Origin of the sequence: Dactylosporangium sp. NPDC005572, from assembly GCF_040605515.1 — a bacterium.
GTDB lineage: Bacteria > Actinomycetota > Actinomycetes > Mycobacteriales > Micromonosporaceae > Dactylosporangium.
The window spans coordinates 16790-30562 of sequence record NZ_JBEXCY010000137.1; the positions used below are offsets into that span (position 1 = coordinate 16790).

13 protein-coding genes are annotated in these 13773 nt (G+C 69.9%); 3 read left to right on the plus strand and 10 right to left on the minus strand.

The genetic code is table 11. The annotated features are described in order from the left end of the window. Positions 1-14: 14 nt before the first annotated feature. From ABZS66_RS42145 to ABZS66_RS42160, 4 genes are read right to left on the minus strand one after another with little or no spacing between them, the layout of a single operon-like run. Positions 15-968, minus strand: coding sequence for an NADH-quinone oxidoreductase subunit H (locus ABZS66_RS42145; protein WP_354767986.1), 954 nt, complete (start codon positions 966-968; stop codon positions 15-17). After that, positions 965-2986 carry a proton-conducting transporter membrane subunit gene (locus ABZS66_RS42150; RefSeq protein WP_354767988.1) on the minus strand — a complete coding sequence of 674 codons (2022 nt, stop codon included), beginning with the start codon at positions 2984-2986 and terminating at the stop codon, positions 965-967. Before ABZS66_RS42150 ends, ABZS66_RS42145 begins: the two co-directional genes overlap by 4 nt. Then, positions 2983-3474: a hypothetical protein gene (locus tag ABZS66_RS42155; RefSeq protein WP_354767990.1), complete on the minus strand. Its 492-nt coding sequence runs from the start codon at positions 3472-3474 to the stop codon at positions 2983-2985. Before ABZS66_RS42155 ends, ABZS66_RS42150 begins: the two co-directional genes overlap by 4 nt. A gap of 8 nt (positions 3475-3482) precedes the next feature. Then, entirely contained in the window at positions 3483-3875 is a 393-nt protein-coding gene (locus ABZS66_RS42160; RefSeq protein WP_354767992.1) for a metalloregulator ArsR/SmtB family transcription factor, read from the minus strand. Positions 3876-4014: 139 nt separating this feature from the next. Here ABZS66_RS42160 and ABZS66_RS42165 point away from each other — a divergent pair, with 139 nt between their 5' ends. Then, on the plus strand, positions 4015-4440 hold the full coding sequence (locus ABZS66_RS42165; protein WP_354767994.1) for a VOC family protein: 426 nt from the start codon (positions 4015-4017) through the stop codon (positions 4438-4440). 320 nt (positions 4441-4760) lie between these two features. Here ABZS66_RS42165 and ABZS66_RS42170 read toward each other — a convergent pair whose 3' ends face one another. From ABZS66_RS42170 to ABZS66_RS42190, 5 genes are all read right to left on the minus strand, one after another. Then, positions 4761-5489: a class I SAM-dependent methyltransferase gene (locus tag ABZS66_RS42170; protein WP_354767996.1), complete on the minus strand. Its 729-nt coding sequence runs from the start codon at positions 5487-5489 to the stop codon at positions 4761-4763. Positions 5490-5537: 48 nt separating this feature from the next. Further along, positions 5538-5744 (minus strand): DUF2795 domain-containing protein, encoded by a 207-nt coding sequence (locus ABZS66_RS42175; protein WP_354767998.1) that lies wholly within the window; start codon positions 5742-5744, stop codon positions 5538-5540. Positions 5745-5847: 103 nt separating this feature from the next. Further along, entirely contained in the window at positions 5848-7671 is a 1824-nt protein-coding gene (locus ABZS66_RS42180) for a phosphoenolpyruvate carboxykinase (GTP) (protein ID WP_354768000.1), read from the minus strand. Then, positions 7664-8041, minus strand: a complete 378-nt coding sequence (locus ABZS66_RS42185; protein ID WP_354768002.1) for a hypothetical protein — start codon at positions 8039-8041, stop codon at positions 7664-7666. Before ABZS66_RS42185 ends, ABZS66_RS42180 begins: the two co-directional genes overlap by 8 nt. Positions 8042-8124: 83 nt before the next feature. Then, positions 8125-9774: a SulP family inorganic anion transporter gene (locus ABZS66_RS42190; protein ID WP_354768008.1), complete on the minus strand. Its 1650-nt coding sequence runs from the start codon at positions 9772-9774 to the stop codon at positions 8125-8127. Positions 9775-10305: 531 nt separating this feature from the next. Here ABZS66_RS42190 and ABZS66_RS42195 point away from each other — a divergent pair. Together ABZS66_RS42195 and ABZS66_RS42200 are read left to right on the plus strand one after the other, a co-directional pair. Continuing rightward, complete coding sequence (locus tag ABZS66_RS42195) at positions 10306-11934, plus strand: NAD(P)/FAD-dependent oxidoreductase (protein WP_354768004.1); 1629 nt, start codon at positions 10306-10308, stop codon at positions 11932-11934. A gap of 119 nt (positions 11935-12053) precedes the next feature. Next, the gene (locus tag ABZS66_RS42200; RefSeq protein ID WP_354768010.1) at positions 12054-12608 is read left to right on the plus strand and encodes a hypothetical protein; all 555 of its coding nucleotides are present in this window, start codon (positions 12054-12056) and stop codon (positions 12606-12608) included. 97 nt (positions 12609-12705) lie between these two features. Here ABZS66_RS42200 and ABZS66_RS42205 read toward each other — a convergent pair whose 3' ends face one another. Then, positions 12706-13185, minus strand: a complete 480-nt coding sequence (locus tag ABZS66_RS42205; RefSeq protein ID WP_354768006.1) for a GNAT family N-acetyltransferase — start codon at positions 13183-13185, stop codon at positions 12706-12708. Positions 13186-13773 lie beyond the last annotated feature (588 nt).

The following is a 13773-nucleotide window of genomic DNA, read 5'->3' on the forward strand; positions in this document are numbered from 1 at the left end:
GCCTCGATCCGGCGCTAGACGAGAAAGAAGGAGGAGGTGACGGCGAGGAGGGCGAGGACGAAGGAGCCGGCGAGCAGTTCCGGTACGCGGAACAGCCGCAGTTTGGCGATGAACACCTCGGCGGCGCCGAGCCCGGCACCCAGCACCGTTACCTTCGCGGTGAAGGCGAGCAGTGCGAGGGGAAGGGCGACGAGGCTGGCGCCGGCGATTCCCCACGGCGCGAACAGGGAGGCCAGGAGGCCGAGCAGGACGGTCAGGCGCATCGAGGACGCCCACTCGATCAGGGCCAGGTCGGCACCGGCGTACTCCAGCACCATCGCCTCGTGGATCATCGTGAGTTCCAGGTGGGTGGCCGGGTTGTCGACGGGCAGCCGCCCGGTCTCGGCCACCACCACGATCGCGAGGGCGGCGGCGGCCAGCAGGCTCGCCGGGGAGGCAACGCTGAGCGGGTCGTGCAGCGTGGCGGCGACGATCTCAGCCAGGTTGGTGGAGCCGACCCGGGCGGACAGTGCGAAGACCGAGACCAGAATCGTCGGCTCGACCAGCGCCAGGATGGTGATCTCTCTGCTGGCGCCCATACCGCCGAAGGCGGTACCGGTGTCCAGCGCCGCCAGGGCGAGCGTGACGGTGCCCAGGGCGAGCAGCCCGACGACGGCGAACAGGTCCGCGGCCGGGTCGAGTGGCGAGGCTGTGGTCAGCAGCGGAACCACCGCTGCCAGCACGAACGAGGTGGCCATCAGCAGTAAGGGGGCCAACCGGAACGCCCAGCCGGTACCGGTCGGGGACGCCGGCGCCCGGCGCAGCAGCTTGCGCAGGTCGCGCCAGGGTTGGGCGATGCCGGCGCCGGCCCGGCCCTCGAGTCGGGCGCGGACCTGGCGCATCACGCCGACCAGCAGCGGCCCGCCGGCCACCACCACGACGACCTGTGCGGTGGTGGCGACGAGCGCGGGCATGGCGGTTGTCGTCATCGGGTGACCGCCAGGATGAGCAGCAGGCCGGTGATGCCGAGGAACCCGTAGGCCAGGTAGCGGTGCACGCTGCCGTTGGCCAGCACCGGGCCTAGCCGGCCCAGCCCGCGCGCTGCCGCGATGATCGGGGCGTAGACACCGTGCTCCACCCGATCGGGCACCCGGGCCTGGTAGGCCACCCGTGCGACGAGGTACGCCGATTCGGCATGCGGGGTCACGTCGACGTCGGTCTCGGGGGCCAGGACGTCGTCGAAGACACGCTGCACCGGCTCGGCGAACGAGGTGGCGGTGTATTGCATCCGCGGCGTCGGCGGCCCGGCGCCGCAGTCCCACAGCGGCACCGCCCGGCGCCGCCGGACCCGGGCCGCCATGAGCCTCACCAGCACGGCGGTCGTGGCCACTGCGGCCGCCAGGGCTGCGGCGATCAGGAGCGGCGACATGGTGCTGGCGATTCCGGCCAGGTGCAGGCTCACCCTGCCGTCGACGACGGCGGCCGGGGCGCCGCTCGCCGCGCCGGCGGCGCGGGACAGCGCCGGCGCCAGGACTGTCGGGGCTAACGCCAGCCCGGAGCAGGCCGCGGCGAGCAGGGCCATCGCGGCGAGCATCGACGGCGGGGACTCGGTCGCCGCGGCCGCGGCGTCGGAGCGGGGGCGGGCGAAGAACCCGATGCCGAGGGCCTTGACGAAGGTGACAACCGCCAGTCCAGCGGTCAATGCCACGACGGCGACCGCGATGGGCATCGCGACTGCGGTGACCACGCCCCCGGCCGGCAACGTATGGACCAGCGACTGCAGCAACAGCCACTCGGAGACGAAGCCGTTGCCCGGTGGCAGCGCCGAGGCGCCCAGCGCCCCGACCGCGAACAGTACCGTGGTGACCGGCATGCGGGGGCGCAGCCCGCCCAGGGCGTCGAGGTCGCGGGTGCCCGTGGCACGCACCACTGACCCGGCCGCAGCGAACAGCAGCGCCTTGAAGCCGGCGTGGTTGAGTACGTGCAACAGCGCGGCGGTCATGGCCAGCGCGGCCAGGGCCGACGCGCCCGCGGTACGGAAGACACCGGCAGCGCCCAGGCCGAGGAAGATCAGGCCCATGTTCTCCACCGTCGAGTAGGCCAGGAGCCGCTTCAGGTCGGCCGCGACCGCTGCCTGCAGGATGCCGTAGAGCGCCGACGCGGCCCCTGCTGCGAGGACCAGCAGCCACCACCAGCGGGATCCGCCGCCGAGCAGGTCGAAGCCGACCCGGATCACGCCGTACGCCCCGAGGTTGACCATCCCGGCGGACAACATCGCCGAGACCGGGCTCGGCGCTTCCGCGTGCGCCCGGGGCAGCCAGACGTGCAACGGCACCAGGCCCGCCTTCGACCCGAACCCGGCGAACACCAGCACGAACACCGCACCACGCACGGCCGGGGACGGGTGGGCGTCACGCAGGGCGGCGAACGAGTCGCCGCCGGCGTGGGCGGCGAAGAGCACCAGGCCCAGCAGGATCGTCACGAACCCGGCATGGGTCAGCACCGCGTACCAGGCGCCGGCCTGCGCCACTTCTGGGCGGGCCCGGTGCTCGGCCAACACCAGCACCAGCGACGTGACCGCCATCAACTCCCACAGGAGCAGCAGTGTCGAGGCGCTCCCGGCTGCCGGGACCAGCAACAGCGCCATGCCGAACACCGGCAGCGCCGCTTGCACCGCACGCCCGCTCGGGCCATGACCGTGGCCGGCGTACCCGATGCCATACAGCGCGGTGACCGCCAGCACACCGCCGGTCACCATGACAAACCAACCGCCCAGCGGGTCGAGCTCGATCTGCAGTCCCACGAGGGGCAGCAGGTCCGGCAGCTGCGCCGCAAAGGCCTCGCCGCGCAGCGCCGCCACACCGGCGACGAGGCCGGCCACGCCGATGCCCGCTGTGGCGGCGCCGACGAGTGCGGGGCGAGCCCGTCGGGGAACACAGATCGCGGCAACGACACCGGCCGCTGCCAGGATGCACGCAGCGGCCAGTGCGGAGGCGATCACGTTCACCGGCCGGTCAACCCGCGTAGCGCGGTCGCGATCGCCTCCGGTTCCGGCGGGCACCCGGGTATCTGTACGTCGACCGGCACCACCTCGGCCACCGCGCCCTGCACCCCGTAGGCGCCGGCGAACTCACCTGAGTTGATCGCGCAGTCTCCGACTGCCACCACGATCCGCGGCTCGGACACCGCCTCGAGGGTGCGCAGCAACGGCACCGCCATGTTGCGAGTCACCGGCCCGGTCACCAGCAGCGCATCGGCGTGCCGCGGCGAAGCGACCAGCCGGGCACCGTAGCGCTCCGCGTCGTACACCGGCCCGAACACTGCGCCGATCTCGATCTCGCAGCCGTTGCACGAGCCGGCATCCACATGCCGGATCTGCACTGAGCCGGCCAGTACGGCTGCTTTCGGGCACGAAAGCCTGGCCGGGCGGGGTGCTTGCGGTTCGGCCACGCGTCCGATCCGGCGGATCTTGCGCCACAGGTTGAACACAGTCATGTCCTGCATCACTCCGGGAGTGGCTGGCAGAGATCGGCACTGCTCTCGGGAAGCGCCGTGGAGTGGAGCGGCGGGGACGCCGCGTGGAGGTCCGCCAGCAGTTCCACCTGCCCGGAGATGACCTCGGTGAGGATCCGTCGTGCCACCGTCAGCAGGTCGGCAACCTGGGGGCTGGTCAGCGAGTAGAACACGGTGGTGCCTTCCTTGCGGAAGGTGACCAGTCCCGCGCGGCGGAGCACTGCCAGCTGCTGGGAGAGGCTGCTCGCCTCCGCTCCCACCTCGGGCAGCATCTCTCCCACGGAGTGCTCACGCTCGGATAGGAGTTCAAGGATGCGGATACGGGCCGGATGCCCGAGGGTTTTGAAGAACGCTGCCTTCGCCTGGTACAGCGGTGGACTCATCCCACAAACCCCCGGTCTGGCGTAGGATCAGGTTCACAACATGAAAACTTTAGCAACTGCTCAGGTCTTGTGCGACGGCGGGGACGCGTGCGGGCCCGGGGGCGCGTGGAAGTCGACAGAGGTCGGCGTGGAGGTCGGCGTGGGACACGTCATTGGGCAGGGAGTGCGACTGCTGATCTTCGCCACGGATCCGGATCGAGTCCGCGCGTTCTACGCCCAGGTCTTCGGCTGGTCACTGCCGGACGACGGGCAGCGGCACTGCTGGGTGATCACCAGCGAGGACGACCCCCGGCTGGGCATCGACGGTCCCATCGAGATCCGCGCCGAGCACAGCGGCCAGGTGGGCATACCCACCGTCCACGTCGCCGACCTGAGCGCCACCACGCACGCCGCCCTCACGGCCGGCGGTGAGGTTCTCGTCCCGCGTATTCCCCTGCCTGGAATCGGCTGGCTGCTCTACCTGGCGGACACCGAAGGGAACCTGGTCGGCGTCATGCAGGACGACCCGCAAGCAGCATCGCCGCCGACACCACCAGCGTCTGGTCGCGGCCCGGCGGCGATCTGACATCCTGCGGGCAGCAGAGCAGACGGTCCCGTGACCAAATGCCCGCCAGGGGACACGATCCCAGGACCCGGAAACGCCAGTGGGCGGTAGCGCTCCTCGGATCTCCCAACGTGCACACGACGGCGCCGAGCGGCTCGCCCTACCGAGGACCGAGCTCCAACCTTACGGAGGCCTGTCTTTCGTCAGATGGCCTCCCCCATGCTCGACGTGGCCCGCGACGTCGGCTGCCTCGTCCGCCGAGACTGCACACAACGTTGCGGCGAACATGCCCCGGGTCTTGGGGTGTGGCTGATGGATGGGCATACGGTCTGGGAATGGCCTCAGGGGCGAGGTTTGACGGCGGCGATACGTGGGCGTTGGTCGTTCCAGCCGGGGAGCCATTCCACGTCGTGCAAGCCTGCTTGCTGGATCGCCTGGTGGTATTGCTCGTTGGTGAACAGGGTCAGGGTGTGCTCCTCGGTCCAGTGCCGGATTCCGGTGCTGGTTTCGCCGAGTAGGTAGTGCATGGTCAGCGTGGAGGTGGTGCCGGTCTGATGCGAGACGCACATTCTGGTGAGGTGACGCTGGCCGTCGATGGCCAGGCCGGTGTCAACGGGGCCGGTGATCCATTGGCTCGGGGTGAACCATGGTTCGAGCACCAGGACACCGCCTGGTTCCAGGTGCGCGGCGAGGCAGCCGAGGGTTTGGTGCAGTTCGTTGACTGATCGTGCGTAGCCGACGGCGGAGAACAGGCAGGTGACCGCACTGAATGTCCGGCCGAGTCGGAAGGCACGCATGTCACCGGCGTGTACTGCGATCCCGTCCAGTCGTGCGGTGGCTGCCGTGCGCATTGCGGCGGAGAGTTCCAGGCCCTCGACGTGGGCAAAGCTGTTGCGGAGATGGGACAGGTGGAGTCCCGTGCCGCAGGCCACGTCGAGGAGGCTGTCTGCCGTGGGATGCCGGTGCCGGATCAGGGCGGTGATGTCGTGAGCCTCACGTTGGTAGTTCTTGCCGGCGGCGACCGTGTAGATGAGCTCATACGCTGAGGTGAGGTCCTGGTCGTGGGCCACGTTCCTGATTCCTCCGTCGGTACGGATTCGTGCCGGTTCGAGCTGCGACTAGCCACCGACGGGCAGGTCACCCAGGTCGTGCCACAGGTCGCGCATACTCGCGTACGGCTTGTCTTTGAGCCGTTGGAGCGCGGCGATGACTTCTGGGCGGGCGTGGCTGCTGGCGGCGTAGGCGAGCATGCTGTCGCGGGTGGCGGGGCCTCTGCTGAACGCGGTCTGGATGTGGTGAGCCAGTTCGATGCGCGTGACGGTCACTGACACTCCTGTGAACGGTTGGGCGATAGCGACGTTGGCGGGTGTAACCAACCGGCCGCCGTGCGGCGGTCGGACTCCACAGGCCACCGGTCTGGAGCCGGTGTTATCGGATGATCAGCCGGTGTTGCAGGGTGTCCAATTCGGACCACAGTGCGGCAGGGAGTTTGTCGCCGAAACGGGTGAACCATTCGGTGATCTGTGCGAGCTCCTGCTGCCATTCCTCGACGTCGACGTGGAGCGCGGCGGCCAGGTCGTCGTCGGTGACGTTCAGGCCGTCGGTGTCGATCGCGGCCGGGTACGGCACCAGGCCGATCGGGGTGTCAAGGGCGTCGGCGGTACCTTCGATCCGTTCGATGACCCATTTGAGGACGCGGGAGTTCTCGCCGTAGCCGGGCCACAGGAAGTTGCCGTCCTGGCCGCGGCGGAACCAGTTGACCTGGAAGATGTGTGGCAGCTTGGCGGGGGCGGTGGAGTGTTTGCCGATCTCGGTCCAGTGCCGCAGGTAGTCGCCGGCGTGGTAGCCGATGAACGGCAGCATTGCCATCGGATCGCGGCGCACCACACCGACCTGCCCAGCCGCGGCCGCGGTGGTCTCCGAGGACAGGGTGGCGCCCATGAACACGCCGTGGTTCCAGTCGCGGGCCTGCGTCACAAGGGGGATTGTGGTCTTGCGTCGTCCGCCGAACAGGATCGCCGAGATAGGCACGCCGCGTGGGTCGTCGTATTCGGGGGCGAGGATCGGGCACTGCTTGATCGGGGTGCAGAACCGTGAGTTCGGGTGACTCGACGGGTTGCCGGACTCGGGTGCCCAGTCCCGGCCGTGCCAGTCGGTGAGATGGGCCGGCGGTTCGCCCATGCCTTCCCACCACACATCGCCGTCGTCGGTCAACGCGACGTTGGTGAACAGCGAGTTGCCTCGTTCGAGGGTGCGCATGGCGTTGGGGTTCGTCGTCCAGCCGGTGCCAGGGGCGACGCCGAAGAGTCCATACTCGGGGTTGGTGGCGTACAGACGGCCGTCGTCGCCGAAACGCATCCAGGCGATGTCATCGCCGAGCGTCTCGACCGTCCAACCGTCGATGGTCGGCTCCAGCATGGCCAGGTTGGTTTTGCCGCAGGCTGAGGGGAACGCCGCCGCCACGTAGTGCACGGCACCGGCGGGGTTCGTGAGCTTGAGGATGAGCATGTGCTCAGCCAGCCAGCCCTCGTCGCGGGCCATCACCGACGCGATCCGCAGGCTGTAGCATTTCTTGCCCAGCAGCGAGTTGCCGCCGTACCCGGAGCCGTAGGACCAGATCTCGCGGGTCTCGGGGAAGTGGGCGATGTACTTGGTGTCGTTGCACGGCCACACCACATCGGCCTGGCCGGGTGCCAGGGGTGCGCCGACCGAGTGCAGGGCGGGGACAAAGTCGGCGTCCCGACCCATTACGTCCAGCACCGGCGTGCCGACCCGGGCCATGATGTGCATGCTGGCCGCCACATAGGCGCTGTCGGTGATCTCGACACCGAACTTCGGGTCGTCCGCGTCCAGGGGGCCCATGCAGAACGGGATGACGTACATGGTCCGACCGGCCATCGATCCCCGGTACAGGTCGGCCATGAGGCGCTTCATCCTGGTCGGGGCCATCCAGTTGTTGCTCGGCCCCGCATCAGCCTCATCAGCCGAGCAGATGAACGTCTGTTCCTCGACCCGGGCCACGTCGGATGGGTCGGTATAGGCCCAGAATGAGTTCGGCTTCTTTTCCTCGTTGAGGGCGACGCAGGTGCCCGCCTCGACGAGCAGCGCCGTGAGAGCGCGCCACTCCTCGTCGGAGCCGTCGCACCAGTGCACCCACCCGGGTGTGGTCAGGGCGGCCACCTCGGCCACCCACGCAACCAGACGAGCGTGGGTGGTGGGGGCTGAGCCGGGCGCCGTTGCCGTGTCAGTCATTGTCGTTACCCTTCTCGTGATCCTGTGGGCGGTGCTGTCGCGTGGCACGCTGCTGCGGTGTACCCGGCTCATCGATGCTGCGGTCGGGGTGTTCGTTCCAGGTCCCGTTCTGGTCGTGCTGGGCCGGGTGCTGCGGCCGGCCCGATGTGTACGCAAGCTGGAACAGCCGATGGGCTATCGCGTGTGCCAGCCCGATCAGCGCGGGCTGGTCACCGTTGCGGTAGAGGCGGATGGCGCTGTCGGCGGCGGCGACGAGCATCGGCCCGTCCTGGTCCCACATCGGCGCGGAGCGGCGGATGCGGATCGCGACCCCGCCCAGCCGCGGATTCGCCCGTTCCCACCCGCCGCTGCCGTTCTCGTCATACAGCACGGGCAGCAGCCCGACGGTGACGGCGAGGTAGGCCTCCCATGCCGCCTGCTGCCCGGCTGGTCCGGCTGTGCTATTCACCGGCCTCACGGGGTTTCCTTGGCCGTGCCGGCGACGAGTTCCTGCCGCGGTCGCGGCACGATGACGCCGTCGTGGTGCAACAGTTGGCGGGCGGCGGTGATCGCCTCGCCGGTGTGCGCGAACAAGCGCCCCTGTGCACGTAGTCGATCCAGCACGGCCAGCGCATCCAGCGCTCTGGTGTGCCGTTCGGGGATGCCGGACAGGTAGACCGTGATGCCGCGGTGCTCCAGCCGTTCGATCGCATCGCGCAACACGAGTGCACCGGTGCCGTCGATGGTGGACACTCGCGACATGCGCAGGATGACCACCCGTACGTCGGCGACCTTGGACAGCTCGAGCAGGAACTGGTGGGCGGCGGCGAAGAACAGCGGGCCGTCGAACCGGTACGCCACGATGTGCTCAGCCAGCAGCGCCGCTTCCTCGGCCTGATGATCACTGGTGTCGAGGGGGATCTGCTCCAGAGCGACGGCGCCGGAGATCTTGCGGATGGCCAGGAAACAGGCCAACGTGAGGCCGATGCCGACCGCGGCGATCAGGTCCAGGGCAACTGTGGCCACAGCGGTCAACGCCATGACGAGCGCGTCCGAGCGGGTGGAGCGGGCCAGCGCCGCAAGGGAGCTCACCTCGACCATGCGGATCGCGGTGGCCAGCAGTACCCCGGCCAGCGCTGCGAGGGGAATGTGGGCGACGAGAGGCGCCGCGGCGAGCATGATGATCGCCAGCGCGGCAGCGTGGCTGATCGACGCCAGCCGGGATGACGCCCCCGCGCGTACGTTGACCGCGGTACGGGCGATCGCCGCTGTGGCCGGGACGCCACCGAACAGCGGGGTCACCACGTTGGCGACACCCTGGCCGAACAGTTCCCGGTCGGGGTCGTGGCGCTGCCCGACGCTCATGCCGTCGGCGACGGTGGCCGACAGCAGGCTCTCCAACGCGGCGAGTGCCGCCACCGCCAACGCTGAGGTGGCCAGCGTCGGGATCGCGGAGAGGTCAAGGAAACCCAGTGACGGTGTCGGCAGCGTCGCCGGCAGCGCACCGATGCGGGTCACGTCCAGGTGCCACATCAGCGCCACAACGGTTGCCGCGCCCACGGCGATCAACGAGAACGGGACCCCAGGGCGGATTCGGGCCCCGATGAGCATCACTGCCGCCACCCCCAATGCCAGCGCGAACGACGTCCAGTGCGGGGCATGAGCGAATTGCTGCACGGCCCGCCACGCCACGACCGTCACCGTGTCACCGTGCGGGGCCGGCACACCCAACGCGGCTGGAACCTGCTGCAGGAAGATCACCGCAGCGATGCCCACGGTGAAGCCCTCCACCACCGGGGCCGGCACGTAGCGCACGAACCGACCCGCCCTGCCCAACGCGAGCGCGATCAGAATGAGGCCGGCAAGCAGCCCTACCGTGAGCACCCCGCCGGGTCCGTGTTGCGCCACGATCGGCGCCAGCACCACTGTCATCGCCCCGGTCGGCCCTGACACCTGGAGGTTCGACCCGCCGAACACGGCGGCCAGCACGCCGGCGACGATTGCGGTGACCAGCCCGGCGGCGGCGCCCAGGCCGGAGGACACCCCGAACCCCAGCGCGAGGGGTAACGCCACCACCGCCACCGTCAGACCAGCCATCAGGTCACGGCGCGGCGCCCGGCGCATTGCCGTGACGTCTGCCCTGCCCGGCAACAGCGCCCCAAGCCGGTCCCCACCGGCCCGGGCGACACTGCGGCTCGCGGTGATGATGCTCACGCGGCCACCCCCACGGAGGCATCGGCTTCGTCGACTGCGTCAGCTGCGTCAGTGTGACCCGCGTTCGCGCCACCTTCGTCGCCCAGTGCCGGATGGCCCATCGTGCGGAGGACCTCCGCCTTGCCCTGATCCAGCGGGACCGGCACCAGCCCACATCCTCACCCAAGACGCGATCGAAAGACTCTGCAATTGAATACTTTTGCAACTCCGCATCTATGACAACAGGCTGTGCAACTGTGAGACATCCCACGGTGGCCGGAACAGCTCCGGCCGTAGCGGTCGCCGTCGGGGCCGACGGCACCTACGGGAACCCGAGCGTCGCCGGCGACGACGACTCGGGTTGGTCCCCCGCCGTGACCGGGTCCGCGTCGAGCGAGCCCGCAGCACGTCACGGTCGCGTCGGTTCGTGGGTAGATCAACCGTCAGTGGGTAGGGCCCGTCGTGCGGATCTGCGACGCGATCGTCATCGGCAGCGGGATCAACGGGCTGGTCGCGGCGGCGATGCTCAGCCGTGCCGGTTGGGATGTCGTGGTACTCGAGGGAAGCCCAGTGCTCGGCGGTGCGATCCGGACCGCCGAACTCACCGCGCCGGGGTACCGGCACGAGGTCTTCTCCTGCTGGCATCCGCTGTTCGTCGGCGGGCCGGCGTACCCGGGGCTCAAGGACGACCTGGAACGGCGTGGTCTGGCCTACCGCAACACCGCCACCCCGGCCGGCGTCGCGACGACCGACGGGGCGACCGCTGTATTGAGCACCGACGAGGATGCGCTGGCCGCCGAGTTGGACCGGTACGCCGACGGTGACGGCGCGGTGTGGCGGCGGGAGATGGGCGAGTTCGGCGCTCAGTCCAAGCTCGCGTTCGGGGCGCTGGGCACGGAGCTCTGGTCGACGGCGGGTGTCCGGCTCGGGCTCCGCGCGCTGTTGTCCATGAGGGCCGGTGGGACATTGGCGTTCGCCCAGTCGGCTCTCGAACCGGCGACCGCCTGGCTTCAGCGGGCCTTCCGCAGCGAGCAGGCCCGTGCGCTGTTCGCGCCGTGGATCAACCACAACGGCATGGGGCCGGACGACGCCGGCTCGGCGTTCATGCTCAAGGTGATCGCGTCGGCGACGGTGCAGGGTGGCATGCCGGTGCCGGTTGGTGGTGGTGTCACGCTGGTGGAGGCGCTCGCGTCGATCGTGCGTGACAACGGGGGTGAGCTGCACGTCGGTGCGACCGTGGATCGGATCGTGGTACGTTCCGGCCGGGCGGTGGCCGCCGTGACAGCCGATGGCACCCGCTACGGCGCACGGCACGCGGTACTGGCCAGCACCACGCCCCAGGCGCTCTACCTCGACCTGCTGCGCAACGCCGAGCTGCCGGCCCCGGTCCGCGACGCCGCTCGCCACTACCGGTGGGGACGCGGCGCCATGCAGATCCACGCGGCGCTGCGCGAACCGCTGCGCTGGCGCGACAGCCGGCTCGACAGCGTGCCCCTGGTACACGTGACGCCGGGCCTGGACGGGGTGCGCAAGGCCGTCGGCGAGGCGAGCCGCGGCGTGTTGCCCGCACGGCCGTCGATCGCGGCGGGACAACCCACCGTGCTCGATGCGTCCCGGGCGCCCGACGGTGCCGCGGTGCTGTGGATCCAGCTGCTGGAGACCCCGTACCGGCCGAGCGCCGACGCCGCCGATGAGATCGATGTAGGCGACGGCAGGTGGACGCCGCAGCTGACCGAGGCGTATGCCGACCGGGTGCTTGCCCAGCTCGGCGAGCAGGTGACCAACCTCGACCAGGCAGTGCTGGCCCGCGCGGTGCTCAGCCCCGCCGACCTGGAGCGGGAGAACCCCAATCTGGTGCACGGCGACCCGTACTCCGGCGCCTGCACCCTCGACCAGTTCCTGCTCTGGCGGCCGATACCGCCCCACCCGGGCCACCAGACACCGGTCGAGCGGCTCTGGCACATAGGGGCCGCGACCCACCCCGGACCCGGCCTGTCCGGCGCGTCAGGTCACATCGTTGCGACCCACTTGCTCCGCCGAGGCCCCCTCGAACGGCTGCGGGGCCTGCTCGCTGCGCGGTTACAGCTCTGATGGGGGAAGGACTGGCATGTCTGCTCGCTATGACGGGTCGCCCGCATCAAGCAGGAGGCCACGGTCTCGTACCGAACCTTCCGCACACCCGGTGAGCTGGGCCGGCTGGTGCGCGAAGCCTGGAGCAGCTCCACCGCCAGGACGAACCGTTCTTGACCGCCCTGGCCGCGTTCACCGCCGGCGTCGCGGAGACGACCGTCGGCCGCTACGACGATGCCCTGCGCCACCTCCGCGAGATGCGCGACCTGGCAGAGCGATTCGACAACACCTGGCTCGCCGCCGGCTCCCGGGTGCAGGTGGGTGCCCTGGCCGCAGTTCGGGGCCGGCTGGACGAGGCCTCGGCGCTGCTGGATGAGGGGCTGGCCCTGAGCTTGGCGACCCACAATACCCACAATGTGTCCCTATGCCTGATCACGTTCGCCCGGTTGGCGTTCGTGGAGGGCGACCCCGAGAGGGCGGCGCTGCTCGCCGGGGCGGCCGAGGGCCCGCGTCGGCGGGCCGGCCTGCGGGCGTGGCCGATGCTGCGGCGGGGCGAGGCTGAGCTTGCGGCCCAGATTCGTCAGACGTTGGGCGCGGATCGGTTCGACCACGTGTACGCCGCCGGCTCCCGGCTCAACCAGCGGGAAGCGGTAGCCGCTATCCAGGACCCACGCCCGTCGACGGAGGAGTACTGACACATCGGCGCGGCCCGGACCCGGTTGGGGAACGTGACGCCGTGCAGGATCAACGGGGTGAAGCGTCGGCTCATGCCGGCACCAAGCTCAGGAGCGCTCATGCCTGGAGGAGCTTCTGGAAGCAGTGCGAGTAGGTCTGCGTCTCGTACGGCGGGTAGATGGGGATGCGGGTGTAGCCGGCCTTCTCGTACAACCGGACCGCGTCGGGTTGCCGGTCCCCGGTTTGCAGTAGGAGCCGCTGCGCGCCGAGTTGTACCGCGGCCTGTTCGACGGCCGCGAGCAGTGCGATCGATACGCCCGTGCCGCGGTGGGACGGGGCGACGTACATGCGCTTGAGCTCCAGATCGGCCCGCAGCCAACGCAGCGCGGCGTGGCCGACCGGCAGGCGGTCGCGGGTGTAGGCCACCGCGGTGTACGCAACGGTGTCCGCCTCGACGCCGTTGCGGTCGTTGAACCGGTCGGCGTACCGCACGCGCATCTCCGCGGCCATCGCCGCTCGCAGCGCGACGGCCGCCGCGTCGTTCCAGTCGACGCTCTCGACATGCACCGTCCGCTCGGCATCGTCGACAGCAACCATGAGGGGCCTCCGTCCGAGCCCGTTGGAACCATCGGACTCAAGCCATGGTAATCCGATGGGTTTAGTAGATAGAACCTGTACCGCTCGCACCGTGGCGAGCACGACTCGGCGCGCAGGACGCACCCGATGCGGATCGGGACCTCGCCGTGACCCGGCGCAGGACCTGCGGGCCGCCGTTGTTGCCGAACGCGACGAGGGCACGCCCCCGCGAAGGTTACGGCCGCGTTTCGTCCCGGCGGCCCGCTGTGGGCGGAGCCACGCCCGCAGGTGTGGCGTGGATTGCATTCCCGGCGGATCCGGCGGCGCCAGCGGGCTCGGACCGGCCGCAGAGATCATCCTCACAGCCCTGGAACGCGTTTCCGACATGTTACGTCGCTAGGTTTCGAACACCGACCGGATAAGTGGTCTATTCATGATGTCTACCAGGGACGACGTTCGTGATTGAGCTAGCAGGGATGCGTAAGACCTACCGCTCACGCCGCGGTGAGGTCCACGCCGTCGACGGGGTGGGCCACACCCTAACGGAGGGGGGGGTGTTCTGGGTGGTGGGGGGCGCCGGCCGGGGGGCCAGGTGGGGAGGGGGTGGGG

Bases quoted from the DNA above. Each gene is read 5' to 3' on its own strand.
- ABZS66_RS42205 (WP_354768006.1), bottom strand. From the start codon at position 13,185: ATGGTTGCTGTCGACGATGCCGAGCGGACGGTGCATGTCGAGAGCGTC.
- ABZS66_RS42160 (WP_354767992.1), bottom strand. From the start codon at position 3,875: ATGAGTCCACCGCTGTACCAGGCGAAGGCAGCGTTCTTCAAAACCCTC.
- ABZS66_RS42145 (WP_354767986.1), bottom strand. From the start codon at position 968: ATGACGACAACCGCCATGCCCGCGCTCGTCGCCACCACCGCACAGGTC.
- ABZS66_RS42180 (WP_354768000.1), bottom strand. From the start codon at position 7,671: ATGACTGACACGGCAACGGCGCCCGGCTCAGCCCCCACCACCCACGCT.
- ABZS66_RS42190 (WP_354768008.1), bottom strand. From the start codon at position 9,774: ATGCGCCGGGCGCCGCGCCGTGACCTGATGGCTGGTCTGACGGTGGCG.
- ABZS66_RS42155 (WP_354767990.1), bottom strand. From the start codon at position 3,474: ATGACTGTGTTCAACCTGTGGCGCAAGATCCGCCGGATCGGACGCGTG.